25 protein-coding genes are annotated in these 26,887 nt (G+C 67.7%); 8 read left to right on the top strand and 17 right to left on the bottom strand.

The genetic code is table 11. The features are described 5' to 3' along the window. Window positions 1-69: 69 nt before the first annotated feature. Together ABZX02_RS09095 and ABZX02_RS09100 are read right to left on the bottom strand one after the other, a co-directional pair. Complete coding sequence (locus ABZX02_RS09095; RefSeq protein ID WP_355296361.1) at window positions 70-858, bottom strand: pentapeptide repeat-containing protein; 789 nt, start codon at window positions 856-858, stop codon at window positions 70-72. A gap of 6 nt (window positions 859-864) precedes the next feature. Next, the gene (locus ABZX02_RS09100; RefSeq protein ID WP_355296363.1) at window positions 865-1,269 is read right to left on the bottom strand and encodes a helix-turn-helix domain-containing protein; all 405 of its coding nucleotides are present in this window, start codon (window positions 1,267-1,269) and stop codon (window positions 865-867) included. Between the two features lie 47 nt (window positions 1,270-1,316). Between ABZX02_RS09100 and def the strand changes: the two genes are divergently transcribed. Further along, window positions 1,317-1,889 carry a peptide deformylase gene (def, locus tag ABZX02_RS09105; protein ID WP_355296365.1) on the top strand — a complete coding sequence of 191 codons (573 nt, stop codon included), beginning with the start codon at window positions 1,317-1,319 and terminating at the stop codon, window positions 1,887-1,889. On the opposite strand, the gene ABZX02_RS09110 is transcribed toward def, so the two are convergent. The 3 genes from ABZX02_RS09110 to ABZX02_RS09120 form a co-directional block, all read right to left on the bottom strand. After that, window positions 1,829-2,971 carry a hypothetical protein gene (locus ABZX02_RS09110; protein WP_355296366.1) on the bottom strand — a complete coding sequence of 381 codons (1,143 nt, stop codon included), beginning with the start codon at window positions 2,969-2,971 and terminating at the stop codon, window positions 1,829-1,831. The genes def and ABZX02_RS09110 overlap by 61 nt on opposite strands. 975 nt (window positions 2,972-3,946) lie before the next feature. After that, the gene (locus ABZX02_RS09115) at window positions 3,947-4,534 is read right to left on the bottom strand and encodes a hypothetical protein (protein WP_355296367.1); all 588 of its coding nucleotides are present in this window, start codon (window positions 4,532-4,534) and stop codon (window positions 3,947-3,949) included. Between the two features lie 111 nt (window positions 4,535-4,645). After that, entirely contained in the window at window positions 4,646-5,404 is a 759-nt protein-coding gene (locus ABZX02_RS09120; protein WP_355296369.1) for a YfbU family protein, read from the bottom strand. A 508-nt stretch (window positions 5,405-5,912) separates the two neighbouring features. Between ABZX02_RS09120 and ABZX02_RS09125 the strand changes: the two genes are divergently transcribed. After that, the gene (locus ABZX02_RS09125) at window positions 5,913-9,533 is read left to right on the top strand and encodes a hypothetical protein (RefSeq protein WP_355296371.1); all 3,621 of its coding nucleotides are present in this window, start codon (window positions 5,913-5,915) and stop codon (window positions 9,531-9,533) included. Window positions 9,534-9,698: 165 nt separating this feature from the next. After that, window positions 9,699-10,649 carry a tyrosine-type recombinase/integrase gene (locus ABZX02_RS09130; RefSeq protein ID WP_355296372.1) on the top strand — a complete coding sequence of 317 codons (951 nt, stop codon included), beginning with the start codon at window positions 9,699-9,701 and terminating at the stop codon, window positions 10,647-10,649. 199 nt (window positions 10,650-10,848) lie between these two features. On the opposite strand, the gene ABZX02_RS09135 is transcribed toward ABZX02_RS09130, so the two are convergent. The 4 genes from ABZX02_RS09135 to ABZX02_RS09150 all read right to left on the bottom strand — a co-directional run bounded on the left by ABZX02_RS09135 (window position 10,849) and on the right by ABZX02_RS09150 (window position 15,494). Continuing rightward, entirely contained in the window at window positions 10,849-11,595 is a 747-nt protein-coding gene (locus tag ABZX02_RS09135; protein ID WP_355296374.1) for a hypothetical protein, read from the bottom strand. An 89-nt stretch (window positions 11,596-11,684) separates the two neighbouring features. After that, window positions 11,685-13,031 carry a hypothetical protein gene (locus ABZX02_RS09140; protein ID WP_355296375.1) on the bottom strand — a complete coding sequence of 449 codons (1,347 nt, stop codon included), beginning with the start codon at window positions 13,029-13,031 and terminating at the stop codon, window positions 11,685-11,687. An 89-nt stretch (window positions 13,032-13,120) separates the two neighbouring features. Further along, a complete protein-coding gene (locus tag ABZX02_RS09145) occupies window positions 13,121-13,900 on the bottom strand; it encodes an ATP-binding protein (protein ID WP_355296376.1) in 780 nt (259 codons plus the stop codon). Beyond that, window positions 13,893-15,494, bottom strand: coding sequence for a transposase family protein (locus ABZX02_RS09150; protein WP_355296378.1), 1,602 nt, complete (start codon window positions 15,492-15,494; stop codon window positions 13,893-13,895). The genes ABZX02_RS09145 and ABZX02_RS09150 overlap by 8 nt, the downstream gene beginning before the upstream one ends. 710 nt (window positions 15,495-16,204) lie before the next feature. Here ABZX02_RS09150 and ABZX02_RS09155 point away from each other — a divergent pair. Next, on the top strand, window positions 16,205-17,512 hold the full coding sequence (locus ABZX02_RS09155) for an ATP-binding protein (protein WP_355296379.1): 1,308 nt from the start codon (window positions 16,205-16,207) through the stop codon (window positions 17,510-17,512). Between the two features lie 98 nt (window positions 17,513-17,610). Here ABZX02_RS09155 and ABZX02_RS09160 read toward each other — a convergent pair whose 3' ends face one another. Further along, window positions 17,611-18,681 (bottom strand): HNH endonuclease signature motif containing protein, encoded by a 1,071-nt coding sequence (locus ABZX02_RS09160; protein ID WP_355296381.1) that lies wholly within the window; start codon window positions 18,679-18,681, stop codon window positions 17,611-17,613. A gap of 237 nt (window positions 18,682-18,918) precedes the next feature. Continuing rightward, a complete protein-coding gene (locus ABZX02_RS09165; protein ID WP_355296382.1) occupies window positions 18,919-20,172 on the bottom strand; it encodes an ArgE/DapE family deacylase in 1,254 nt (417 codons plus the stop codon). Between the two features lie 103 nt (window positions 20,173-20,275). Between ABZX02_RS09165 and ABZX02_RS09170 the strand changes: the two genes are divergently transcribed. Next, window positions 20,276-20,713, top strand: a complete 438-nt coding sequence (locus ABZX02_RS09170) for an Lrp/AsnC family transcriptional regulator (RefSeq protein ID WP_355296384.1) — start codon at window positions 20,276-20,278, stop codon at window positions 20,711-20,713. Here the strand turns inward: ABZX02_RS09170 and ABZX02_RS09175 are convergent. Further along, on the bottom strand, window positions 20,710-21,198 hold the full coding sequence (locus ABZX02_RS09175) for a MarR family transcriptional regulator (RefSeq protein ID WP_355296386.1): 489 nt from the start codon (window positions 21,196-21,198) through the stop codon (window positions 20,710-20,712). The genes ABZX02_RS09170 and ABZX02_RS09175 overlap by 4 nt on opposite strands. A 60-nt stretch (window positions 21,199-21,258) precedes the next feature. Between ABZX02_RS09175 and ABZX02_RS09180 the strand changes: the two genes are divergently transcribed. Beyond that, window positions 21,259-22,434, top strand: coding sequence for an FAD-dependent oxidoreductase (locus tag ABZX02_RS09180; protein WP_355296388.1), 1,176 nt, complete (start codon window positions 21,259-21,261; stop codon window positions 22,432-22,434). 4 nt (window positions 22,435-22,438) lie between these two features. Here ABZX02_RS09180 and ABZX02_RS09185 read toward each other — a convergent pair whose 3' ends face one another. Genes ABZX02_RS09185 through ABZX02_RS09195 form a run of 3 tightly spaced genes read right to left on the bottom strand, consistent with a single transcriptional unit; the run spans window position 22,439 to window position 25,111 of the window. After that, a complete protein-coding gene (locus ABZX02_RS09185; protein WP_355296390.1) occupies window positions 22,439-23,173 on the bottom strand; it encodes a M15 family metallopeptidase in 735 nt (244 codons plus the stop codon). A 5-nt stretch (window positions 23,174-23,178) separates the two neighbouring features. Next, window positions 23,179-24,093: a hypothetical protein gene (locus ABZX02_RS09190; protein ID WP_355296392.1), complete on the bottom strand. Its 915-nt coding sequence runs from the start codon at window positions 24,091-24,093 to the stop codon at window positions 23,179-23,181. Window positions 24,094-24,121: 28 nt separating this feature from the next. After that, on the bottom strand, window positions 24,122-25,111 hold the full coding sequence (locus ABZX02_RS09195; protein WP_355296394.1) for a YafY family protein: 990 nt from the start codon (window positions 25,109-25,111) through the stop codon (window positions 24,122-24,124). A gap of 63 nt (window positions 25,112-25,174) precedes the next feature. On the opposite strand from ABZX02_RS09195, the gene ABZX02_RS09200 reads away from it, so the two are divergent. Next, entirely contained in the window at window positions 25,175-25,573 is a 399-nt protein-coding gene (locus ABZX02_RS09200) for a VOC family protein (protein WP_355296395.1), read from the top strand. On the opposite strand, the gene ABZX02_RS09205 is transcribed toward ABZX02_RS09200, so the two are convergent. Then, entirely contained in the window at window positions 25,524-26,087 is a 564-nt protein-coding gene (locus ABZX02_RS09205; protein WP_355296397.1) for a WHG domain-containing protein, read from the bottom strand. The genes ABZX02_RS09200 and ABZX02_RS09205 overlap by 50 nt on opposite strands. 66 nt (window positions 26,088-26,153) lie before the next feature. Here ABZX02_RS09205 and ABZX02_RS09210 point away from each other — a divergent pair, with 66 nt between their 5' ends. Continuing rightward, window positions 26,154-26,645 (top strand): FBP domain-containing protein, encoded by a 492-nt coding sequence (locus ABZX02_RS09210; protein ID WP_355296399.1) that lies wholly within the window; start codon window positions 26,154-26,156, stop codon window positions 26,643-26,645. Window positions 26,646-26,648: 3 nt separating this feature from the next. On the opposite strand, the gene ABZX02_RS09215 is transcribed toward ABZX02_RS09210, so the two are convergent. Further along, window positions 26,649-26,825 (bottom strand): hypothetical protein, encoded by a 177-nt coding sequence (locus ABZX02_RS09215; RefSeq protein ID WP_355296401.1) that lies wholly within the window; start codon window positions 26,823-26,825, stop codon window positions 26,649-26,651. Window positions 26,826-26,887: the final 62 nt, after the last annotated feature.

Genomic DNA, 26,887 nt, shown 5'->3' on the forward strand with positions numbered 1-26,887 from the left:
ATCTCTGACTGAATTTTCAGTCAAACCGAAACCGCTGGTAGAGGCACTGCTCGCTCCAAAGGGGGTGCGTCAGCGGCGACGAGCCGGCCGCGCCGTCCAGTGCGGGGGCCGCGACAGCGCGTCAGGCAACCTGGTCCGCGCGTCGCCGCGCGCGGCGTTGACCTGGGGCTGGGTCAGGAACAGGCACGTGCTCAGGTCGGCGCCCGACAGGTCCGCTCCCCGCAGGTCCGCGCCGATCATGTCCGCGCGCGACAGGTCGGAGTTCGTCAGGTCCGCGCCGATCAGATAGGCGCCGCGGAAGTCCGCGCTGCTCAGGTTCTTGTTGCGCAGCCGGGCCCCGATCAGGTCCGCGCCCCGGTAGGACTTCGCACTGGCACGCAGGCGTTCGCTGGTGCGCAGCAGCAGGACGTTGACCTTCGCCCGGACCTCCGCGACGTCGAGCGCGAGGATGGCGTCGGGTGCGGCGACGGTGTGCTCCTCGACCTCGGCGAACGCGCGGGCGAGGTCGTCGTGCGGGTCGAGGCGGCGGGCCTCGGCGAGGTACCAGAGCAGTTCGTGCAGCTGCCGCACCACCGGGAACACCGCGAACATCTTCTGCCGCTCCGCTGTGCGCCAGTCGACGCCGGCGAACACGGTCTGCGACACGCGCTGACCAGCGCCGAAGCAGTCGTAGACCGTGCAGCCGGGGTACCCCTTCTGCCGCAGCTGGTCGTGGATGCCGCACCGGTGGTCGGCCAGCAGGTTCCGGCAGGGCGTGCCCGCGTCCTTGGTGGCGGCGAAGTCCGCCGACCTGGCGAACGGGAGCGCGACGCAGCACAACCCGAAGCAGTTGGCGCAGTCGCCTTTCAGCTCGTCCATCGCGGCTCAGCCTACTGGGTCACCGCTGCGCAACCGGATCTCCGCGGTCACCGCCACCGCCCCGTCCGGCCGGGTGCCGCGGTCGCGGTAGCGGAACAACAGCCGCCGGATCGCCGCGCCGATCTCCTCCAGCTCGTCGGGCGTGACGTGCAGGACGACGCCGAACTCCTCGTCCCGCGGCTGCTCGATCTCGCTCTCCCAGCGCAGCCGCCACGGCCGTGCCCTGCCGCCCTGGTGCGGCGCCTCCTCGATCAGCCCGAGCTCGGCGAGCTGACGCAGGTGGAACGAGCACAGACCCGAGCTCAGCCCGAGCCGCGTGGCCGCCTGGGTGGAGGTCAGCGTGCCGTGCTCGGCCAGCAGGTCCAGCAACGCGAGGCGCACGGGGTGGTCGGGCAACGGGCGTCGGGGCATGCGCACACCCTACCGATAACTTTGCAAAGGCTGCTACTTTGCAAAGCATGTCAGGCACCCCGCGCCGCATCACCGTCGTCGGCGAAGAGATCCTCACCCGGCGCTGCCGCCCCGCCGCCGAGTTCGGCACGCCCGAGCTCACCCGGCTGATCGAGGACATGTTCGCCACCAACCACGTCGCCGAGGGCGCCGCCATCGCCGCGAACCAGGTCGGCGTCGACCTGCAGCTCTTCGTCTGGGACATGACCGACGAGTGGGGCACCCGCCACACCGGCCACGTCCTCAACCCCGTGCTCGACGACCTCCCCGCCCACCGGCGGACACTGCTCGAGGAACCCGAGGGCTGCCTGTCCGTGCCGGGCCCGTACCGCGTGGTGGCCCGCCCCGACCGCGCCGTGGTGCGCGGCCGGGACAAGGACGGCACCCCGATCGTCGTCGAGGGCCGCGGCTACTTCGCCCGCTGTCTGCAGCACGAGACCGACCACCTGCACGGCAGGCTCTACCTCGACCGCCTCACCCAGCGCGAACGCAAGTCGGCGCTGCGCGAGATGGCCGCCTCTCAGGACGAGGTCTTCGCCCGCCGTGCCGCCCGCAGCTCCTCGGCGGCCTCGTCGAGCTGACGTTCCGCGCGCTCGGCCCTGATCACGGTCTGGGCGCGCGCGTCCTCCACCACGGCCAGGGTCTGCCGCACCGCCGCGACCTGCTCGGCGGTCTCCTGCCTGACCTGCGCGAACCGCGTCTCGAACTCCTGACGTGACCGCTCCAGTTCGGCCCGTGCGTCCGCGGCGGCCTGCTCGGCGCGTTCCGCTCGCACGACCGCCTGGTCACGGGCTTTCGCGGCACGGCTGACGGTCTCGGCCGCCTCCCCGCGAGCCCGGTCCGCGGCCTGCCCGGCGGCCACGACCTCGGCCTCCGCCCGCTCGACGACCGCCCGCGCCTCGGCCTGTGCCAGCTCCACGTCACGGCGGGCGGCCGCCCGCGCCTGCTCGATCTCCGCCTGCGCCTCGACGCGAGCCTGTTCGATCTCCTTCGCCGCCTGCCGCCGCGCCTGCTCCGCGTGCTTGACCGCATCGGCCTTGGCCTGCTCCGCCTCCGCCCGGATCTCCTCGACCACGGCCGCCGCCTGCACCCGGACCTCGGCGATCTCCGCCTCGGCCTTCTCCACGGCCTCCCGCGCGGCCGCACGGGCCTCATCCCGTTCCGTCACGGCGGTGTCGACCGCGTCGTCGGCTTCCTCCGCCGCCCGCACCGCCTGCTCGGTGGTCTCCTCGGCGGCCTTGCGGGCCTGTTCGGCCTCGTGCCGGCGCCGTTCCGCGGACGCCACCTCCGCCTGCGCCTCCGCCACCCGGCGAGCCGCCTCGGCCTCGGCGGCCTGGACCAGGCTCTCGGCGACACTCGGGTCCGCCATCGCGTTCAGCTCGCCGACGGCCCGGCCGAGGGTCTGCGTCATCTGCTCCGACAGCACCCGGAACCGGTCGAGGAGCTCTTCAGCCCTGATCTTGGCGGTACCGGAGACCCTCGGGAGATTCGTCACGGTGACGACCTCCAGGTTTTGCTCGGGGGCTTCCGCGAGCTTCTGCCGCTCCCTCCACGCCCGCCAGCGCGTGTGCTCGGGCAGGTCGCAGTACTCCGAGGGCCTGCCAGGCCCGCCACCTCGGAAAACGGGGCGTTCACAGCCGGGGAAGTTACAGCTCGTCTCCACACGGATATCGTAACAGAATTACGTGTTTAGTAACGTTATCCAACGCAACGCTACCCAATCGAGCAGGGAGGAGCTGGGCGCCGATAAGTGAACATTATCGGCGCCCAGAAATGACGGGATCGGAGTTCCGTTGGCGCCGGTTGTGACGCGCAGATGCAGTGTCAGCGCTCGGCCAGGACAAACGCAGCGGCATGTCACCGCATGCGCGCGCGAACTGTCAGTGGAAGCGCGAGCGGATGTCAGTGACCGATCCAGATCTTGTGGGCGGCAGGCAAGCAACCACGTTGGCGACCGCCCCTCCCCTGCCGCGCACCCACGAGATCGAGGACGTCATCTGTAACGGTGTTGTGGTGGATAAGGGTCGTTATCCACCACAACACCAACAAACCCGCGCGACGAGGTGATTCGCGAGCCCGTCGGAGACTGGGCACTGACTGTGGTTGACCACACCACCCTTGGGGCAGCGGATCCTGTCCGGCGCACTGCGCGAGTTCCGCCGCCGGGTGCACGCTCGACCGCAGGGACCTGCCGTTCGAGCCTGGAATCTGACCGACGTGCGGCGCAGGTGCCGCGCCTGGGCCCATCCCGGTTCACCAGCCACTAACGTCACGGTGACGCCATCCGGCAGAGCGCCCGCCTAGCAGGGGACACGGGTTACGAGACTCCCGCCGGCCGCGGTGGTGACTGCGGCCGGCGCTCTACGGTGCCTTCGACGACGGCCAGCTCGTCGGCTCGACCGTCAAGGTCTACACCGGGGTCGCCTCTCGTACCTGACCGCTGGCTCGCACCGCTCAGCACGCGCGATCGGCTGACCGTCGACCAGGCGCGGGCGCTGAAGATCGCTTCGTGAGCACCCGGCGCTCCTGCAGGCCGCGCCCGCGAGCCTCGACGACGTCGTGAGCACTTGTCGTTGAGCCAGGACACATACTGGCCAAGTTGAGGAACTGGTTCGCGCTGCTCGGCCGGCGCCGTCGTTCAGTGGGCGTTGCCGGACGCGATGTTCCGCTGCTCGTTCTCCCGTCGCAAGATGGCGATGGCCGCGTCCTTGGGGTCGCGCACGTCGTGAGACAGCGCGCGAAGCACCGCGTCCTGGTCGCCACCCAACTCGCCGGCGATGTCGTAGGCGAGTTCGGCCTCGACCCACTCCGGATAGGGCTGGAATCCCCGTTGCGTCAGGACGGAGGACCGATCGAAGATCAACCACTTGTGGCCCGCGTCGTGCGCCTCCGTCGGCCGCAACCGCGCGGCGCTTTGTGGATCGAGCGGCACGTCCTTCATCGTGTGCTGCAGCTTGAGCCGCACGCGCAGGGTCGTTGCCAAGTGGCCAGGAAGCCGGAGCAGAATCGCCTTCATCCGGGCGTCGTTCTTCTCCAGGTGTCTCGCCGCGTGGGCATCGAGATGCAGTTCGAGCAGCTCTGCCAGGAGCGCCGCCCGCCCACAGCTAGCGGCGTCCTCCTTGTCCTGCCGAGCACGCTGGTCGGATTTCCGCCAGCCGACCACGGCGATGAACAGCGCCGCGACCGACGCGACCACCGAGCCGATGAGACCTAGGTAGGGAGTCATGCCAGGGAACCTAGCCGTCGACACTGACATTTTCTGCGGAGAGCTATCGCACGAGCCGGAGTGGCCTACGCGGTCCACTTCGGACGCCCAGGCGGGGACCGGGCTGGTGAATCAGCGCTCGGACACCGGATGCCACGCCGCCTCGATCATCGACGATAGGTCGTCGACGTCGAAAAGGTAGTCATCCCGCCGACGTCCGCGCCCGGAGAGGTTCTTGTCCCGGATAGCCGTGTAGACGCGATGCATCCGCAGGTAGCGCGCCAGCCTCGACGAATGTGTGTTGCCGCGCTCCCCGGTCGTCAGGCGCTCCCGGAACTCGGCCCAGTTGTCCTCGTCCTTGACCATGTGCTTGGCGTAGCTCAGCAGTCGCGACTCAGCCGGTTTCTGCAGGTCAAACCCGTCGAAGATCAGGACGTGGTCTGCGTCGTCGCCGAGCCGCTCACGATCGGCCGGCGAGAGCTGTGAGAGGCTGAACTCCAGCACCCGGAACATCTCAAGGATGTCGTTGAGCCGATTGCACTCGGCCGGGGTGAGTTCGGCCGACATGAAGCCGAACTCGGCGTAGTACTCGCCGGCGAACCCTTCGGTCATGACCTCGGCGTGCCGCTGGTGGTACTCCTTGTCGTCTTCGTCGTCTGCGAGCTTGCCCAGCATCTCGTGCATCATCGCGAACATTCGGCGCTGAACGACATCCAGCGTCCTGGGCACCACGACGCTGTCCTCACGATCCTGTGCTCCTGCATCCTCGAATCCCAGTAGGTCGTTGATCGCGCTCCTAAGAAGATCGCTGATCGTTGTGCCGCGGGCACGCGCCGCGCGGTCGAGTTCGTCGCGGACGGCGTCGTCCACCCGCAGCGTCAGTGTCGCCATAACCCCTCCGTATGACCGTCTTTCTTGATGTAATACAGTAACACACATCCGTGATGCCCCGAGTCAACGGTCTATTCCATACGAGGTTTGACCGCGCCAGGTGCGCCTCGACACCTCCGAGGGCGCGCGATGTAGCGCGACGCCGCAGGCACGGCTGATCACAGCAGGAGCACAACCAATCTGGCCCTCGATCTTGCGAAGCCGACCCAGGACCGCCTGCGCATTTCTTGCCGACCGGTCCACTCTCAGCTCGCGCATATCTTGGCGACGACCGACCTTTGAAAGGGTCCAGAGGTGCGCGGCGAACGCATGGGCGCCGCACCGGATCCCCTTGACGGGCGCCTTGGTGAGTCTCCGCAGTTCAGGTCCTCGAAGCTCGCTACTATGTCGCATGGCTACGTGGCCTCCGTTCACTCGAGATGACCTTCGGGCAGCTGCCGACTTGGTCGAGTTCGACTCCGTGCTCCCTTTGCTGATCCGACAGTTGATCACGGAGACTGCGTCAGGCTTGACGGAGATCGACATGCCGGGCGGATCTGGCACAGCTTCTGGCGGTTTCGACGGTGTTGCAGTTGCGTCTGACGGCACCGCCTTTGTTCCGGCGGGCACGTCGGTTTGGGAGTTGTCCGTCGAAAAGTCCACCAAAGCCAAGGCCGACGCCGACTATGCAAAGCGAACGCAGGGGCCGAACGGCGAGACGTGTGCGGATGTGACTTATGTTCAGGTCATTCTGCGGCCGTGGACGAAGGCGCGGGAGTGGAGGAACGCACGCAGTCAAGAAGGCCGGTGGAAGCAGGTCCGGGCATACAACCTTGACAGTGTGCACACATGGCTGGAATCCGCCCCCGCCACGTCTGCATGGCTCGCGAGCCGGCTGGGCAAGCAAATCCCTGGGGTGACGTCAGCGGCCGATTGGTGGGACGAGCTGTGGTTGCCGTCAACTCATATCCCTTTGTCAGCCGAGGTTGTTCTCGCTGGCAGGGAGGCTGCGGCCAGCGAGTTGGTCGACTCTCTGATCCCAGGCCGAGCCGTCACAGTCGGCGGTGGGTTGCGAATCGATGATCTGCGCGCGTTCGTTTCCGCAGCCTTGCAGTCGTCGACGGATGGCCGGGCGGAGTCCCTGCGAGCACAAACGTTGTTCGTGGACTCGATCGAGAGCCTGGCCCAGCTGATGCGGCAGAACCAGCCCCTGGTGCTGGTCGTGCCGCATCCATCCTGGCTGTCCAATGTGGCCGTCCGTAGCCCACACGTAGTGATCATGGCGGCACTGCCTGGCCAGATCGGCGCACCGGAGGTCCCAGCGGTCGATAGCGAAGCCGTTACCCGGCAACTGACCGCGGCCGGGGCGCCGGATCAGCGGGCGTATTCGTGGGGTCTGCTGGCGCGTCGCAGCCTGCTCGCGTTGCGGCGGGCGTTGGCACTCAATCCGGTCCAACTAACACCTGACTGGGCACAGGCACCCGGTATGACTCAGCGTCGTCTACTTCTGTTGGGTGGCTGGGAAGGTACGAACGTAGATGACCGCACCGTGGTTGCCCAGACGGTCGGCCTTACCTATGGCAACGTGCAGGAGATCGCAACCGACCTGGCCGTAGCATCCGACGTTCCCTTTTTGGGAAGATTTCGTGAGCAGTGGCACGTTCTTACACCGGAGGACGCGTGGGCTCTGCTGAGAACGCACATCACCCTGGACGACCTACGCGCTTTGAGAACAGCAAGCCTGGACGTATTCGGCAGTGAACACGGCGCGAAATTCTCATCGACCTTGCGCATCGGCCTGGCTCAAACACTTGCACTCCTCGGTGCATTGGGAGACGATGTCCGGCTAACAGGAGGAAATACCGGCAGGGAATTCAGTCGCTCCATCGTTAATGAGCTGCTCAGCAAGGCAAACGAGGACAATTCATACCGCCATTGGGCTTCACTTAGCGATGTTCTTCCCCTGCTTGCTGAAGCTGCTCCCGACGAATTCATCGATGCACTACGCCAAGGTTTAGTCGACGACGAGCCGCTGCACCGACTCATGTTCCAAGATGCGCCGGGCGGCGTCGGGTTCACTCCTCCATCCCCGCACAACCATTTCCTGTGGGCGTTGCAGACGATCGCATGGGCGGAGGACCACTTTCCGGACGTCATCGACCTACTCGCGCGATTGGCTGCGATCGACCCTGGCGGGCAGTGGTCGACACGGCCAGACACGGCACTCGCGGACATGATGAGCAGTTGGCATCCCTGCACCGCGGTATCCGAGCAAACTCATCGCAACGGGCTACGCCAACTGATGCGGGCGCATCCCACGGTAACCCGTCGGTTGCTGCTCGCCTTGATACCGACTGGGCACGAGATTCAAACACCTGCGGCCAAGCCTCAGTTCAGGGACTGGGTGAGACCAATCCACATGACCTACGCCGATATACGCCGCGCAATCGAATTTGTTACGGACATGTTATTTGACGATCTTGATGATGACATCGATCGCCATCTGGAGCTGTTGACCAAACTCGAGGCGCTGCTGCCCCAGCACCGACAGTCGTTCGTGGACAAGCTCGCCGCGCTCGGCGTAGTGGTAACTGACGACGGGGATCGCGCCCGAGTCGCGGACGCCGTCCGAGCGAAGGTCGCGCACCACCGAGAGTATGCGGATACGCAGTGGGCGCTTCCCGAAGCGGAACTGCTCCTCCTCGAACAGGCCGAACAGACCTGGACTCCTACCTCGGCGGTCCGGCGCGAGCGGTGGCTGTTCGATAACGACATGGTCGAATTGGGCGACGTCGCCAGAAGGGACGACTTCGCCGCCTACGACGCCGCGGTGTCAGCCCGACGTGTGGCGGCAGCTGCCGCGGTCGTCCAGGCGGGTGGAATGCAAGCGTTGGTAGATCTGGTAGACGGTGTTTCGCGCCCGTACCTCGTGGGCTACGCCCTTGCGGGCCACACCTCCGATTTCGATCAAGCCATGATTGCCTGGCTGCAGGAGGGAGCGCACCGCCGAGAAGCCGCACGCGGATACCTACGAGCCCGCTTGCGCGGCGATGATTCCGCTGTGTGCGAGCGCCTTCTCGCCCTCACCCAAGATCCGGCGGTCAAAGCGGAAGTACTCCGCGCGGTGGATGACCCTCGAAAGGCATGGGAGAAGCTGCCCGCATTGGAAGATGAAGTGACACGCAGTTACTGGTGTGAATTCGTCTACTTTGGTCTTGGGCCGGATTTTTCAGGAGTCGAGCACGTCGCGCGCAACCTCGCCGCAGTGGGGCGCGACGCCGCCGCGCTGAACCTCATCGTCCTGTACTCCAAGCGCGTCGCCTCACTTCAGGCGGCAGAGATCGCAGCTCAAGCCTGCGAGGCACTTCTCGCCAGAGAAGAACCTGATCCTGAGATCGTGCGACTGAGAGAACATGGCTTCAGCAGGATCCTGGGCCTGCTTGCCCTACATAAAGATACCTTGGGCCTGTCGAGGGTGGCCTTCCTTGAATGGCAGCTTGTCCCGGCGCTGGGTTTCGAAGCACAAGTACCAACTCTCCATGCAGCACTTCAGGAAGATCCCAATTTCTTCGCAGATCTGGTAAGTCAGGTGTACAGGGCAAACAATGAAGAACCGCCCGACGATGAGGACGGTTCCCCTGAGGTAGAACACCGGCGGCGTCTTGCTGAACGCGCCTACAGGGTACTTAAGTCCTGGACTCAAAGTCCCGGCATCGGAGCCAACGACCTCATCGAGGCCGACTTGCTCCATTCATGGATCACCCGAGCGCGAGAAGCCCTCCAAGAGACTGGGCGACCGGTTACTGGGGATTTGATGATCGGCCAAGCCTTGGCCTACGCACCTCCCGACGCAGAGGGGCTATTTCCGCCACGCCCCGTACGTGACCTTCTCGAAGACCTTCGTGCTGACCATATCGAGCGTGGTCTTGAGACAGGAATCGTGAATCATCGCGGCGTTACCTGGCGTGGGATGACCGACGGAGGAAGCCAAGAATGGCAACTTGCCGCCAACTACCGAAAAGGGGCACTCGCTGCCACCGGGTGGCCGCGGACCCAGAAGATCCTGAGACGCCTCGCCGAACGCTATGAACAGGAAGCCCGCCGCGAGGACGACGAAGCAGAACGACATCGACGGGGACTACCTGATTAAGTGGTCCGCTCCGGGGGTTGATCATTAGGGTGTTCGTGCGTTTGCCGTGATCAGCACCTGTGAGGTTCATCCGCTCGTAGGACGGCCCACGTCGCCGTGGTTGATGCTGGCTGCGGCGGACGGGACAGTACGGTGAGGCTCGTGAGCCGACCAGCGAGCTATTGGGTGGACCAGTACGTGCAGGATCTGCGCACCCGCAAGCTGTCGCCCCACACGGAGAAGGCCTACCGCAGCGACCTGCTCGAAGTGCTGACACTTATCGCCGCACCACTGGATTGCGCACCAGCGGAGGTCGTGGTGTCGAGCCTGACCAGGGAAGCTGTCCGGTCGGGCTTCGCGCGCTTCGCGCTGACCCGTTCGGCGGCCAGCGTGGCGCGTGCTTGGTCGACCTGGAACGGCTGGTTCGCGTTCCTGTTGCTGCACAACGTGGTTGAAGGCAACCCGATGCAAGCCATCCGCCGGCCCAAGGGCAGTGCGAAACGCCCCAAGCCGTTGCGCGGTGAAGACTCCCCGGAGCGGCTGCTGGCGACCGTGGCGGCGCCGATCGTGGGCGCGCGCACCGGCTGGCCTTGCCGTGACCTGGCGGCGGTGGCGTTGCTGCTGTGCACAGGGGTACGTAGCAGCGAACTTCTCGCCTTGACGGTGTCCGACATCGCCGGACGTCCCGGCGGCCACCGTATCGGGGTCCGGGGCAAGGGCGGTACCTTCCGCACCATCCCGCTCGATGACTCCCTGCATACATTGCTGGCCGACTATCTCGCCGACCGGCGGGAACGATTCGGACCGACCAGGCCCGGCGATGCGCTGTTCGTCGACACCCGCGGCGAGCCGCTGCGCCGTGGCGGACTGCAGTACCTCATCGGCCGGGCGCTACGCGCCGCCGGTGTGCACGACCAGGTTCCTGCAGGGGCGGCAGTGCACGCCTTGCGGCACACCTTCGCCACCCGCTTGGCCGAGGACGGCGCCACGGCCGCCGACATCGCCGCGCTGCTCGGCCACGCCTCCTTGACCACGAGCCAGGCCTACATCGACGCCAGTGGCCGCGAACAACGCCGCGCAGTACTCGGTCAACGCACCACCCGCATCGTCCGCACCTTGGTCGACGTCCACGATTGAAGCCATGCCATCGAAGCTAATCCGACTGGCATGACGGACACGACCACCCGGCCATGGACAGACCAGTGGTGTGCCCGAGCTGCTGCCCCTGGTCGCGCGGGGACTTCCTGCTCGGCCTATGCCGCAGTGCAACAGGCCTACCCGATCCGCCTTGCCGGAGCTCGGCTCGCGTCGGAGATCGACCCGGCGCGGCGGAGATTCAGGACCGTCCAGCGCCGTCCTCAGGAGGCGGTAGTGGTTGGACGCTGGTAGCCAGGTCGACGTCGGGGCTCAGGACGAGGGTGTAGTCGGTATGGACGATCGCATGACCGGCGTCGATCAACCGCTGCACCAGGTGCCGCGGTAGTTCGTCGGGCAGGGGGTGAAGGTAATCAGTGGCCAGCAGCAGTGCCGCGTGTTCAGCGTTGATGGGCAGTCGCCGAGCTGGGTCGCCAGGGATGTGCGCGCGTGCCCGGTGCGAAAGTCGATGGCCTGTGGCTCTCAAGTGCAGTCGTCCGTCGAAGTGGTATGCCAGTTCGTAGCGTGGATGCGGGGTCAGCAGGCCGTTCAGGACTCGGGCAGCGTCAACCAGTCGTTGGAGGGACCAACCCAGTGCCTCGGCTACCTCGGTGTGGCGCGCGCCAACGGAGCCGACGTGCAGCAGCAGCCCGTGCAGCTCCCACGCGTCATCGTGCTCTGCAGCCTGCTCCTCATGCTGCCCGCCGTGATCGGTATCAGCGGGGTCGTGTCCGGGAGTGGGCTGGCGCAGCAGGTGATCCATAAGGTCGGTGTGGTCGATGTCCAGGCAGGTGGCCAGCCGGGTCACGTGCCGCAGCGGCAGATCGATCAACCGTTCGCGCAGGTCGGTGTCCGTCAATGTGAGCCACGAGTGGCCCAGCAGCTGGTCGAGCATGTCGTGAGCAGGGGTGCCGGCAACGCGTCCAACCAGTTTGCGCAGCAACGCCACGCCGCCCGCCGACTGGGTGTGCTGCTCGGGTGCCGATGTGCTCCGGGCTTGCGCTGCGGACTTCGTTCGGTCGTTGCCTTTGCGGCGACTCATGGGCGTCCGATCAGGTTGCTGTGCAGGAAAAGCGAACGCGCGCCCAGCCACCGGGCCGGCCAGCGGACGTGAGGGGCGCGGAGCAGTTCGCTCGTCACCGGCAGCCCCTCGTCTGTGTGCCAGTGCGTGCCCGCGTCGCGAAGCAGGGCGTGCAGGGTCTGCGGGGAGGCGCGACGGCCGCAATGCGTGAGCAGTGCGGCGCGATCGTCGTCGGTGCCTGGGCCGGTGCTATGACGGTGGCGTTGGTGGTGGCGATAACAGTGGTAGGTCCGGAACAGCGGGTGGGTGTCCGGTGGGACGTGTAGATGAGCCTCACCGAAATGCAGCCGGGGTTCGGGGTCGACACTCAAGGTGTCCGCCGGTAGTCCAGCCAGGTGGTACGGGCTGGATTCCAGCAACGTGACCAGGGCGTGCACGGCAGCGCGGGCGGGGTCGGCGATCGCGGTCACCGCGTCGGTGCTCTGGCGCGACAGCAGCGGCCCAGGAAGGTGGCGGGCTGGGTTAGGCAGCGAGGAGTAGGGGCTCCAGCGCAGCAGCATGTTGTGGTGGCGCCATAACGCGGCCTGTGTCGCACGCAGCCGGATAAGCCGTACCGGGGCTGGCGGCCGGTCGACCGTCAGCTGGTCGGCTAGAACCGCGGTGACCAGGTCCAGGCAGGCCTGGTCGGTGCGCAGGGCTCCAGCACGAACGACCAGAGGGTGTTCGCGTACCTGCGTGAAGGTGGTGGTGAAGACCGCGTCGATCGCGAGGAACAGGTCCGGTCGCCGGCGGTAGCAGTCGATGCGGAACAACGGGAAGTCGGTGTCCGGTAACGCGGCAATGGCCAACTCCGGTAACCACGTCGCTCCGCCTGATGGCTGTTCGGCGGAGCGGCTGGTGTCGGCGAGGGCGAGCAGTCGGTCGCGGTGGCGTCGACTGTCGACTGCGTCCTCGCCGGGGGTGGGTGTGAGCAGCCAGAGCGCGGCCCCAATGTGGGCGCACCAAGCGCGGACGGCGTCAACCAGACGGGGTGCGATGCGGTGGCCGCGGTCTAGGACCACATGGCGTGGTCGATGTCCGCACAACCGAGCTAGTGCAAAGCATTCCAAATCCGAAGTGCGCATCCGGCTGTTGCCGGCTGTGGCCGGAATCTGGGCGCCCAGTGCCAGCAGTACGTCGTGGGCCAGATCAGCAACTCGTGAGCGGGTGGTCGGCGACAGCGCCACGAGCAGCACACCTGCGCGGCGGGCGGCAGCGCCCTTCAGCAGCTCGGGCAACACGGGGCTGTCGTCGGGGTTGTGAACCCAGCGGGGCTCCACTGCCAGTCCGGCCTCCCCGGCCGGGTCGTCGGTCAGGATCACCATCACCGACTCCTTCCGCACCGGGCACCTCGGAGGTGGCCCACTACGCTTTCTGTCCGTGGCCTTGGGTTGTGGTCGGGACGGTCAGGTGTTCATCCGGGCAGGGACGCGGCTCCGAGCCGTAGGTAGGTGTTGTCGACGAGTTCGGCGTCGAGGGTGTCGCGGTCGTGCTCGGCGGCCAGTTCGGCCGCGGTGAGGGTGAAGGACGCCCAGTTGCGCCAGATGCCGTGGGCGAACTCCGCGTCGACTCGCGCGATGAGGTCTGCTTCGGCGCGGTGGTATAGGGAGTGGTAGCGGCGTATCAACTCCGGCACACGACGTCCTGGCAGCGGTTGAAGGTGGCGGGTGCGGAACACCCGCGACTCCATCATCGGTTCGCGGGCGACGACCTCCCGGCAGCCGTCGCCGCCGACCAGCAGCACCGCCAGCTGGCTCGGTTTGTGGTCCCACAAGTAGCGCAGTACTTCCATGGTGTGCCGGGTCAGGCGTTGGGCCTCGTCCACGACCAGCAGGTGCGGCCGGCCGGTGACCCGTTCCAGCACCAGGTTCTGAAGCCGGTAGCGGTTGGCGTTGCGGGGAGGGTCGACCAGGACCGCGCGGGCCAGTTCCTTGGCTACCTCCAGCGCGGTCGGAGCGTGGGTGAACACCACCTGCACCACGCGCAATGGGCCGCCACGGGCGGTGTCGGTGGTGACTGGGTCCAGCCGTTCTAGACACCACTGCACCGCGAAGGTCTTGCCCACCCCAGCACGTCCGTGAACCACACCCAGTCCCTGGTACCGGACCAGGTCCCGCACGTCCTGCTCGACCAGCTGCACCTCCTCGGTGGGCATGGTGGTGGCACCAGCCAGGCGCAGGAAGTGCTCAGGCATCCGATCTCGTGCCTTCCTCCGGCGACCTGGCGTCGCGGACGCCGCAGTCACTGATCCGGTCCTGGCCGCGATGGGGCGACATGATCGGGTGTCCGCCGGAGGTTCGTGCAACCTGCGGTGGACCAGATGCTGGGGTGTCCGTCGTGGCGGCTGCGTCGAGCAGGGTCAGCGGGTCGCGGAGGTCCAGCAAACTCGCGGAACCTCGCAGCGGTGTACTCGGAGCCCGCGCAGCAGTCACCGCGGCGGGCAGCGTGTCCTGTGGATCTCCGGTGGCCCGGTTGAGCGGCTCCAGCCTGCGACGGGCCCGCTGGTTGGCCTTGCGGCGGCGCGCCCCTAGCTGGCGGCCTTCCTCACTCCACGCCTGGCGGCGGCGCTCGTTCTGCTCCGGGGTCAGCGCCTGCGCCGGGTAGGCGGTGCCCAGATGCCGTCCGTCCTGGTAGACCTCGACGAACCGGCGGTCGTGCGGGGCGTAGCGGATCTGTACCCGCTCCCCCACCATGCCCTGCACCTGGAGATCCGGAACCAGATAGTGCAGGTTTTCGAACCGGATCCCCTTCGAGGTCACCATGACGCTGTCGCGCCGCTGCAGCAGCAGGTCGCGCAACAGGGCCTCATCGACGGTGCTCAGAGGGCTCGGATCGGCCTGCCAGGACTGCAGCGGTGTAAGCCCATCCAGCTCCGGATGCGGATGCTGCTGGTTGTAGGCGACAGCGAACCGGGCGAACAACGCGATGAACGCCCGCAGCGTCACCGCCCGCCGGTCCCGCTGATCGTCGCCGACGGTGCCCGCGGCATCCCGGTCGTCGCGGACGTGATCCTCGCCATCGGGTGAGGGGCGGCCGGCATGCTCACGCCAGGACCGGTCGTCACGCACCGGCCCGAACAGCCGTCCCTTCCCGTCGCGAGCGCCGCCGGTATAACCGGGCAGCTGGCACAGCAGCAACCGGTCGATCGTGCCGTGCCAGCGCTCCACGACCCCGCCGAAGCGCGGTGTGCGTGGAGGCCGTGGTCGCAGGTCGATCTGCAGCGTTCCGCAAGCCGCCCGCAATGCTCGCGCCCCGAACTCCCAGGCGCGATCATGCTCGATCACCGATGGCAGCCCGCCGTGCCTGCCATCGTCCGGGTCGGCCACGATCGCCGAGCGCAGGGCCGCCGCGACCACTCCCTGGTCCGGATGCAGCGCGATCACCCAGCCCATCAGCACGCGGTGCCGATGATCCAGGAACGAGGTCAACCACGGCCGACACACCGGACCGTGCGGCGGCAGCACCTCGATATCCAGCTGAGTGTGGTCGACCTGCCAGACCGCGTTGCGGCACGCCACCTGCCGCTGGCTGTAAGTGCGCATGCGACGCCGACCTTCGCTGCCCTCCCGCCAGTAGGCCCGCTCCGCGGGGGTCATTTGCGCCCTGAACGCCGCCTGCAACGTACGCAGCGCCACCGGGCGCGCATCCCGCCATCCCTGCCGCAGATGCTCGGCGATCGGCACCCCGAACACCTCGTCGCGACCCTCCACGACCGCTTGGCGGGCCCGGAACACCGCGCTGATATTGCCGTTGTAGTCCTCGAACGCCTCCAGATCCGCAGGGCTCAACCGGAAGCGTCGACCACCTCGCTCCGTGGTGTTCCCGGTCGTGTCCTCTCCAGCGGCACCACCCTGCCCGGTCGGTGCCGCGCAGGCCAGCCACCTGTAAACAGTGCGTTCGCTGACCCCGGCTGCGTTCGCGGCCGACCGGACATGCCCGACTCTCAGCGCACCCACTGAGCGCAACGCGGTCAGACGATCCACCACCCGCGCCCGGACCTCCGCACGCACCCGCGCACCGCCGCCCCCGGCGCGTCGGACCACCACCGACGCGCCGTCACCAGGACCATAGGCAGACAGCACCACCACTCCTGACCCTCGATCCGGCCGAGGGCACCCCTTGCAAACAGGCATCCCGGCAGACCGCGCGGCCACCGACATCGGACAGTCCACGTCGGACATGCGAGATGCCGTCGCCACCGAACGCGGCCTCGACCGTGGCGATCGCAGTATCAACCCGCGTCGCGGCGCGTCGAACCGACATCACCGCAACGTCGCACCCAAGCCACCCACACGGAGCATCTACACGACGGGTGCACAGCCACTCGAGCACCAACCGCCAGTTCTGCCGGTTCGGGACAAGTCCAGGCCTCCCCAAGCGCTGGGCCTCGCCCGCCGTTGACCGCGACGAACGCAGTGGCAGTACTCAGAACGAGATCTTCTGAGCCGCTCTCCGGTGTGGTGCAAAGCCGAGGTCCTTGGGCGATTAACATTGCGTGATGCCGATCAGGTGGTCGCGAATCCATGCTGAGCTTGGTCTGTCACCAACCCCGCTGACTCATGCCATGGTGATGCGGGCGATCGAGGCGAGGATGGCAGAGTACGACGACCTCGACTGGAAGCAGGCGCTGCCGCCTGAGGTCGAGAAGAAGCGCCTGGAGTTCGCCAAGGACGTGGCGGCGATGGCCAACACCCGTGGCGGCCTGATCGTCTATGGGGTCCGCGAGGAGAACGAGCGGGCTGTCGAGCTCACCGGCGTGTCGAATGGTGAGCGGGATCGGCAGACCCTGCGGTCATTCGCCAACAGGTATGTGCGGCCATTGGTCGACGGCCTGCTGATCGAGGCGCTCGACGGCGAGGACGGTGCCCCCGGCTTGATCGCCGTGTACGTGCCTCCGAGTCCGGACGCGCCCCATGTAATCGGTGATACGAACGCAATGGGCGTTCCGTTTCGCTATGAAACAGACACGAACTGGATGTCGGAGAACCAGCTCGAGCGCGCCTACCGTGATCGCTTCTCCCGGCGGGCCGATGATCGGGCGGCGCTGAGCGCGTTGATCGACGACCTGGCCCCAGAGATCGATCTACTGAAGGGGGTCTGGGTGGCGGTGGCGGCTCGGCCGGTCGCGCCGGTGCCCCTGTTGAGCAGTCATCCAGAACGCGAGCAGGTGACCGCGACGATGCTGAACGCACTGGAGCTGGTCTCCGAGATGTTCGGAAAGCCGCAAGGCCGGGTGCCGGTGCTGAACGAGCTGCTGCCAAACGGTGCGATCATCAACCCGAGGAACGGCCTGCGGCGTTGGGTTGTCCGATCGAATCACTACTCGGCCGACCCCCATGATCTGGTCGATTGCGCCCTGGTAGAGCTGCATCACGACGGCTCTGTCGCTCTGGCGATGGGATTGTGGGCATTTCTGCGCGGTGCACGCGTCTCCGATCGGGTCGCCGATATCCGGCCGGTGCCCATCAGGCTCGTTGACGCCGTGATCGCGGAGGCAATCGCGTTGGTATCGACTCATGTCCGCGGACTTGGTGGGGTCGGGACGATCCTGACCCGTGCAGCTTTGCTATGGGACGACCTTCCACGGGACTTTCCGCTGGTGGCAATCGACAACCAGTTGGGTGGTGGAGCGCTGAGCACGCTGTACCACCCCGTTCAAGAAGCGCGCGGGGTCCGGAACCCGAAAGCTGTGGAGGCCTCCTTCTCCGCCGACTACGACGTCACCGCTCTACGTGGAGTGGCCCGTCAGCTCGCGGATGATCTCAGCCAGCAGTTCGGCATGCGCGGTTCGAGTATTCCCAAGTGAGTCGCAAGTCACGGGCGAGCCCGACACTGTTGGCCGATGCCAGATATTCCCAACACAGATCGATCCAATCGCCGCGCGATTTCTATTCGGCTTCACCTTCACCAATTTCCTGACTCCGGGTCGACACCGAACAAATCCCGGTCGTACTGAGCATGGGATCCTGCGTTTGACACGTTGATTTCCCTGCTTTCCAACACGACCTCGTCGACATCGATGCAGCCTATCGATTCGTCAAACCGCCATGACAGCACTATCTTGAACCGCCCGGTGACGGTGGCATCACCCTGGATATACTCGATACCATCTCCATGTACTGAGTCGCGGGCGATCGTGGTCGAACCATCCGCGGTAAGCATCCCATGGAGGGTAAACTCAAGGCGCATCGGCGACGGCATCTGTATAAACTCGACCTTGTCCACAATTAGTTCGAAGTGGGCTGCCAGTGGTTCAACGTCCGCCCCGTACATTGCGTCAGCGGCTTCGAATTCTACAGTTGCTGCCGAGTCCACGATCTCCACTAACTCGCTAACCGGCTCCTGAAGTACAGTCTCCAGATCTCCACCTGCCACTTCCTCAAATACGGTAATCGAGGTGCGGCCACGCGCATTAAGCGTTAGTTCGACCTGGTGACAACGGTCGCCGTCCTCGATCTCAACCGTTCGCGATAAGAGGAAGTCAGCCTTGCCTGCGTCCAAACCGGCGAGTCGTTGAACGATCGCTGGCGCACCAACTTCGAACGCTTCACGCGTCTTCTTGTCGCTAAGGTCGGCCGCCGCTACTTTCATCAATGCGCTTGCAAGCCCTCTTCGGCTCTTGAGAACATGTACAGCATGCTCGATCTTCGGGGCATGACCTGAGCTCGCCCTCAATAACGTTGCGATACGCGGCAGATGTGTCAGGTTGTGGTTACTCTTCTCTTTGTTGCAGCGACCGCAGATCGGGGCGAGGTTGTACGGCGCATGAACGTCGTAGTTGTCAGGTAGGTCGAACTGCTTCTTTACCTCAGCCAGAAGTATCTTGCTGGAATCCTTAGGTACGATGTGATCGATCTCCGCAGAACGGTGTTCGACAGGTTCAGCACACCAATAGCACCTCCAGTTCCAGGCCGTGAGCAGGGCATGCCGGAGGATGTCATTTGTCTGTCCCGGCCGGTATCGGACGTCTGTCATGCGGTTCCTTCCCCGTGACGCAACCTCATATGGAGCCGGACCAGAGGCTAGTGAGCGCTACCGTGATGTCGGACACGAGCAACCCTTGCCGTGGGGTTCGCGCCACTCAACAGGCTCGAAGCAGTCGTCGTCATCAGTGCGGCGGACTTCTAGCCCTCAGACGTCACGATCAGGCTGGATCGTTCACTGACACCTGCGATGCGCACGGGGTGACACTTCGAATGCGCGCCACACCGGTCAGCCGACCGTGCGGAGGGCGGCCAGAACAAGGGCCTGGGTGACCGTGACGATCTCGGCGACGGAAACCTGCTCCTGAGGACCGTGGGCCAGCCGCACGTCCCCCGGCCCGTACTGCAGCGTCGGAATCCCCGCCCCCGCGTACAACCGGAGATCACTGCCGTACGGCGCCCCGCGCTCGGCGGGCCGCGCGGACCCGGTGACGTCGGCGTGCGCCTGCCCCACCAGGTCCGCGAGCGGATGTCCCACCGGCAACCGGCCGCTCGCGAACTGCCCACCGGACCACGTCACGACGGCGGGGTGCGCCCGCAGCCACGGATCGGCGGCGCAGGCCTCGGCCACGCACGCCTCCAGTTCGGCACGGGCGTGTGCCGGGTCCTCCCCCAGCGCCACGCCGAGCCGTCCCTCGGCCACCAGCAGGTCGGGCACGCTGCTCGCCCAGTCGCCTGCCTGCAGGGTGCCGACCGACAGCGGGTACGGGATCGGGTAGCCGGACAGCAGTGGGTCGGGCGCGGCGTTGCGGCGGGCTTCGAGCCGCGCGAGCGCCGCGTGGATCGGCAGGTAGGCGTCGATGGCGCTGGTACCGGCGTAGCGGGTGCTGCCGTGGGTGGCCTGGCCGGGGACCTCGATGCGGAACGTGAGCGCGCCGGCGTTGGCGACCATGAGCGCGCCGCTGGTCGGTTCGGTGATGATGCACGCGTCACCGGTGTGGCCGCGGTGCAGGGTGCCGAACGCGCCGAGCCCGCCGTCCTCCTCGCTGACGACGAAGTGCACGGCCAGCCGCCCTTGCAGCCGGACCGAGCGGATCGCGGCCAGCGCGGCGAGGATCGCGACCACGCCGGCCTTCATGTCGCAGGCGCCGCGGCCGTGCACGACGTCGCCCTCGACCCGTGGCCGGAACGGGTCGCCGCGCCATTGGGCCAGGTCACCGGGTGGGACGACGTCGACGTGTCCCTGCAGGACCAGCGTCGGCCCGTCCGTTTGCTTCGTGGCGCCGACCAGGCCCCACGCCTCCGTGCGCGGTGCCTCACCGCCGGGGAAGTCCTCCCGCGCCCGCAGCTCGTCGAGGTCCATCGACCACAGGTCCACGTCCAGGTCCAGCCGCCGCAGTTTCTCGGCCAGCACGTGCTGCAGCTCGGACTCCGCCGCGCTGCCCGTCACGCTCGGGACCTCGAGCAGCTCCACCAGCAGCCGGCCGATCGCTGCCTCGTCCACCGCCGCCAGCGCGGCCGCCTCCACGTCGTTGATCGTCACAGGCCGGACACTAGGTACGGGCTCACGCGCGAACAATCCGCAGAAGCGGCGTTCAAACCCGCATCTTTTGCAAAGATCCGGCCCGCGTGTGGAATCTTTGCGCATGGACAGCATCGACGAAGCGATCATCCGGTGCGTGCTGCGCAACGCACGCGCCACCTACGCCGAGATCGGCAAGGAGGCGGGACTGTCGCCGTCGGCCGCGAAACGCCGCCTCGACCGGCTGGTCGCAACGGGCGCGATCCGGGGCTTCAGCGCGCTGGTCGACCCGCAGGCGCTGTCGTGGCACACCGAGGCGTTCGTCGAGGTCTACTGCACGGGCAACCCGACGCCCGCCCAGCTGAGCAAGGCGCTCGAGGACATCCCCGAGGTCATCGAGGCGTGCACGGTCTCCGGCGCCGCCGACGCCGTGCTCTACATGATGGCCCGCGACATCCCGCACCTCGAACAGGCCATCCAGCGGGTGCGCTCGACCGCGCCGGTGGACCGCACCGAGAGCGCGATCGTGCTGTCACGCCTGCTGACGCGCCCGCGCCTCTAATCGCGGGTCAAGCGCTGGGTCGCCTCGTCGGCCGCAGTGGTCATCCTCGTCAGGAACGCGCCGACGACCTCGAGTTCGGCGGGCGGAGTCGTGCGCAGGACGTGGGCGATCTCGGTGCCGGCGACGCCGAGGAACTCGCGGGCGCGATCGCGCGCGGCCGGCGTGGGCCGCAGGGTGACGCGACGGCGGTCGGTGCTCTCGCGGGTGCGTTCGACGTGCCCGGCGGCCTCCAGCCGGTTCAGCAGGATCGTGGTCGCGCCGGTGGTCATGCCGATCTGCCGGGCCAGCCGCGCCGGGGACAGCGGGGTGCCCGCCTCGGCCGCCCAGATGATCTGCCCCAGCGCGTTGACGTCGGCGCCGGGCAGCCCCATCCACGCGGCGAGGTGCTGGTTGAGCTCGGCGAAGTCGAGCACCCAGTCGCGCAGCCGGTGCATCACCGCGACCTGCGTCGATGTCCACTCGGCGGTCAGCGGGTCGTCTGTCATGCAGGTGCCTTTGCCTCAAAGTAGCTTTGCAGCAAAGCTACCACTGATGGGGAGTTGCAGATGGCTGCACGACACGCGGTGATCTCCGGTGCAAGCATCGCGGGCCTCTCGGCCGCGTTCTGGCTGCGGCGCACGGGGTGGGAGGTGACGGTGCTCGAACGGTCCGGGACCTTCCGCGACGGCGGGCAGAACGTCGACGTCCGCGGCGTAGCGCGGGAGGTGCTCGCGCGGATGGGCCTCACCGAGGCCGTGAAGGCGCAGAACACCACCGAGACGGGCACCGTGTTCGTCGAGTCGGACGGACGGGTGCGCGCCGAGCTCCCGTCGAACGGACCGGACAGCGCCACCGCCGAGTTCGAGGTGCTGCGCGGCGACTTCGCCCGCACGATCCTCGAGAACCTGCCGGACGGCGTCGAGATCACCTACGGCGACACGATCACCGACGTCGCCGAGGACGCCGACGCGGTCACCGTCACCACCACGTCCGGACGCGTCCTGCACGCGGACCTGCTGGTCATCGCCGAAGGCGTCCGCTCGGCCACCCGCGACCTGCTCTTCGGCGACCAGGTCGACCGACGCGACCTCGGCATCGCCATGGCCTTCGGCACGATCCCGCGCACGGCGTCGGACGACAGCCGCTGGCGCTGGTACACGACCACCAGGGGACGGCAGGTCCACCTCCGTCCCGACAACCACGGCACGACCCGAGCGATGCTCGCCCAGGCCCACTCCGCCGACCTCACCGGGCTCGACCGCGCGGACGCCCTGGCGAAGCTGCGCGAGCAGTTCGCCGACGCGGGGTGGGAGAGCCGGCGCGTGCTCGACGGGTTCGACACCTCCGACGACGTCTACCTCGACCAGCTCACCCAGATCCGCATGCCGTCGTGGCACCGGGGCCGGGTGTGCCTCGCCGGGGACGCCGCCTGGTGCGTGACCCCGATGGGCGGCGGCGGAGCCTCGCTCGCGCTCGTCAGCGGCTACGTCCTGGCCGCGTCCCTGCCTACCGCCGGCGGACTCGCGGCGTACGAGAAGTGGATGCGGCCGCTGGTCCAGGACGTGCAGGATCTCCCGAGCTGGATCGTGCGGGTCGCCTACCCCCGCACCCGGTTCGGGCTGGCGCTGCGGAAAGTGGCGGACAAGGTCATCACCTCGCGCCCGCTGGCTCCGCTGACGGCGAGGTTCACACAGGTCGCGGACACGACGAGGCCGCTACCGCCCGTGGAGGCGCACGTCTGACCTGTCAGCGCGCCACGGGGAAGTCGAAGTAGGTGTCCGGGTACGGCTCGTCGTTGAGCGTGAAGTGCCACCACTCCTCGGGCAGGTTGCGGAACCCGGCCCGCGCCATCGCCGCCTTGAGCAGCTGCCGGTTCTCCCGCGCCGCACCGGTCACACGCGGGTCGTCGGTGTGCGAGAGGGTGTCGAAGCAGTCGTAGCCGGTGGCCATGTCGACGGTGTTGTCGGGGAACCGGTCGGGCGCGGCGCAGTCTTTGAGCGGCTCCCCCGGCACGTACGGCCGCTGGTAGCGCGGCGGCAGCTTCACGATCGTCACGTCGAGCGTGGACCCGCGGCTGTGCCCGGACTTCTCCGCGATGTAGCCGTCCGCGAACAGCCGGGTCTTGTCGACGCGCGGGTAGAACTCGGGCTTCATCCGCTGGTCGGCGAGGTCGCGGGCCCACCGCACGAAGTGGTCGACGGCGCGCTGCGGGCGGTAGCAGTCGTAGACCTTGAGCGTGTAGCGACGTTTGAGCATCTCGCGCTGCACCGTCCGCAACGCCTTCGCGGCCTGCTTGGTGAGGATGCACAGCGGCGCGCGGTAGCCGTCGATCCTCGTGCCGACGAAGTTGTGGGCCGTGTAGTAGCGGATGTCGTGCCGGATCGTCGGGTCGACGTCGCTCAGCACGACGAAGCCGGTGGTGGCGTGGGCGGGGGCGGCGATGGACAGGGTCAGGAGCACGGACAGCAGCAGGGCTCGCATGGAGTTCATCCAAGCAGTGCGGTGACGGTGGCTGAAGTGTCCACACCGGGCAGCGGGCGCTTCCGCAACGCCTCGGCCAGGTGGGTCCGGTGCCGCGTCCTGGCTTCGGTGGCCGGCAGGCGCGTGACGTGCCGGGTGTAGGCCTCGACCACCGGGGCGGCGGCCGGGTAGTCCCACAGGCCGAGGGCCATGCCTCCGGAGTCGGTGAGGACGTTCAGCAGCAGTCCGGTGTGGTCGATCAGTTGTTCGTCGACGTCCTCGCAGTTCAGGGCCGCGTGGAGGTGTGCGGCTGTGGCGACCCTGTAGGCGAAGTAGCCGTTGAGGTAGTCGCCGTCGCAGGCGTGCCTGAGCAACCACGAGCGCGCGGACATCATGTCGCACAACGCCTCGACGACGTAGACGCGACCCCATCCGGCGCAGCGGTCGCCGAGCCAGGTCAACGCCTCGGCACCGCCACTGCGGCGCTCCAGAGCCTTGGCCGCCAACGGCGCGAAGTAGTACGAGAGCAGGCCGATCGTGCGGATCAGCGGGATGTCGCGGTCGTCGTTGTCCGTCGCGAGCAACGCAAGTCCGACGACGACGGCACTTCGGTCGTGGCCGTGCCGCACGAGCTCGCGGCCGACGCGCCGGACGCGGTCGCTGTCCGCACGCAGAGCAGCCGCGGCGATGTGCTCGTTGTAGTGGATCGGGACGTCCAGGGTCGCGAGCGTGTCCGCGAAGTCCTCGACCAGGGAGGTCGGGGACGCGAAGTGGTCGTCGAGTGCGGCGGCGACTTCCCTACCCCTGACCCGCCGATCACTCGGCGCGTGCCGCCGGACGTGCCGTTCCTGGTCCGGGTAGGGAGCCCCGCCCCCGGGCAGCGGCCCGTCGGGGAACTGCGCGTGCAGCGCGAGGGCGTGGTCGTACAGCGATCCGCTCATGCGCGGACGAGGAACTCGATTCTGTCGATCATGGCGGTGACGGTAGATCGGCGGCACCGCCACCGGCAACAGAATTCGCCCCGGCCCGCGCCGACTCCAGCAGCCGCTCGGCCAGCGCCGCCACCAGCCCCCGCAACTCGTCCGGCCGCTCCACCACGAACGGCAGGTCGAGCGACGCGAGCACCCCGGGCAGCCAGTCGAGCCGCTCCACCCGCAACGACACCCGCACCCACTCACCCTCCGGCTCCACCACGGCGACACTTGCCGGCAACCGAACCCGGACCTGCTCCACCGTCCCCCGGATCCGCAGCTCGACCTCGTACCGGTGCGGAGCGGTGGCGAGCCCGGCCAGCACCCGCTCGGCAGCATCAACGTCGGCAGGCGGCGAGAACGAGCCGGGCAGCGTCCGCGCCGCCGCGATCCGGTCCAGCCGGAACGTCCGGTCCTCGCCGAGCGCGGGATCGACGCCGGTCACGTACCAGCGCCCGGAGTGGGCGACGAGCCCGTACGGGTGCAGCGTCCGCTCACTCCGGCGTCCGTCACCGGCGGTGTACCGGATGGCCACGGGCCGGTGGTGGGTCACGGCGTCGGCGACCGCGAGCAGCACGCCGGCCTCGGGCACAGCCACCCCGGCGGGCGGTGCGGTGAAAGCGAGTGAGCCGAGCACCGCGTCGAGCCTGTCGCGCAGCCGGACGGGCAGCACGCGGCGGACCTTCGCGGCCGCGGTCTCGCTCGCCGTGCCCGACAGCAGGCCCGTGACCAGGCCGATCAGCACGGCGAGCGCCTCGTCGTCGGTCAGCATCAGCGGCGGCATCCGGTACCCGGCGGCGAGGCGGTAGCCGCCGTAACGCCCGCGCACCGACTCCACCGGCACGTCGAGGTCGAGCAGGTGGTCGACGTAGCGGCGCACCGTGCGCTCGTCCACGTCCAGCCGCCCGGCCAGTTCGGCCACGGTCCGCACCCCTCCGGATTGGAGGAGCTCCAAGAGTGAGAGCACGCGGGCGATCGGACGGGGCATGCCCGACATTCTCGCGCACATACCGGGCGGATTCTGTCCGGTATCGCTCCTAGCGTGCCGGACATGGAGTTCGCATCGATTCGCATCATCACCGCCGACGTCGCCCGTCTCGCCGGCTTCTACGAACGCGCCACCGGCGTGCCGGCGACCTGGGCCAACGACGACTTCGCCGAGGTCAAGACCCCCAAGGGCACCCTCGCGATCGGCAGCACCCACACCGTGGCCCTGTTCGCCGAGGGCTCGGCCGAGCCTGAGGCCAACCGCAGCGTCATCATCGAGTTCGAGGTCGACGACGTGGACGGCGTCCACGACCAGCTCAGCTGCGTGGAGGTGGTCCAAGAACCCACGACCATGCCGTGGGGCAACCGGTCCCTGCTGGTCCGCGACCCCGACGGCAACCTCGTCAACTTCTTCAGGCGGGCCACGCCCGCAGCACCGAGTCCAGCGCGTCCAGGGCTCTGAGCCACGACGCCTCGACCCCGCGCGGATGGCTGTGGAACGCCCCGGACCGCTCCAGCGACACGAACCCGTGCAGCGTGCTGTGCAGCAGCCGCACGGCGTCGGTGAGCTCGGGGTCCCACATCCCGTATCCCCGCAGCGCCGCGCGGGTCAGCTCCGTGTGCCGCACGGCGCTGTCCGCAGCGACGTCCGGGTCCAGCGCCAGCTGCACCGCCGCGTACCGGCCGGGGTGCTCGTGGGCGTAGCCGCGGTGGGCGGAGGCGAACGCGACCAGGGCGTCCTTGCCCGACCGGCCCGCAATCGCCTCCGCCGACCGGTCCGAGAGCTCGGCCAGCGCCAGCACGGCCATGCGCGTCCGCAGGTCCTGGGCGTTGCGGATGTGCGAGTACAGCGAGGCGTCCTTCACCCCGAAGTGCCGGGCCAGCGCGGACACCGTCACGTTCTCGAAGCCGACCTCGTCCGCCAGGTCCGCCGCCGCCTGCGTGAGGCGGTCGGCCGAGAGCCCCGCACGTGCCATCCGTCACCCTTCCTAGGGTCCTTAATCATTTGCCTAGGACCTCTAGGAAAGCCTAGCGTCCCGGACATGAAGCCGTTGACCGAACATGATCTCCGCACGTCCTTCGTCAATTCCACCAAGGGCGAGGCGAAGCGCATGCACGTGCCCAAGGACCTGGGCGAACGGCCGTGGGACGACCTGGACTTCCTCGGCTGGACCGACCCGGCCGCGCCCGACCGCTCGTACCTCGTGATCGAGCTGGACGGACGGCCCACCGGCATCGCGCTGCGCAGGGCCGCTCCGGCCGGACGGGCGCGCAAGTCCATGTGCTCGTGGTGCCTGACCACGCACTCCGGCGACGGCGTGGTGCTGATGAGCGCGCGCAAGGCCGGCAAGTCCGGGCAACTGGGCAACACGGTCGGCGTCTACGTCTGCGCCGACCTGGCGTGCTCGCTGTACCTGCGCGGCAAGAAGAGCGCGGGACCCGGCTCGCGGTTCCACGAGTCGCTCTCGCTCGACGAGCAGGTCGAGCGGATGGTGTCCGGGATCAGCGCGTTCCTGGACCGGGTGAGCTCGTAGGGCTCAGAGCTCGAGCACCAGCTCGGCGCTGCAGGCGCGGGCGCAGGGCCACGGGTCGCCGCACTCGGTGCAGCCGGTGGTGGCGGGCAGGTGCGTGTCGAGCACCTGGACCGCCCTCGATCGGTAGCGCTCCAGGTCGGTCTCCCAGTTGTGGCGGGAGCCCGCGGTCGCACTCGTCATGGTCATCAGTCCTCGGGTCGATCCGGTGCTGACAGCATGCACCTGTGACGCCGCTCACGGGC

The organism is Lentzea sp. NPDC003310, assembly GCF_040610935.1.
Taxonomy (GTDB): Bacteria; Actinomycetota; Actinomycetes; order Mycobacteriales; family Pseudonocardiaceae; genus Lentzea.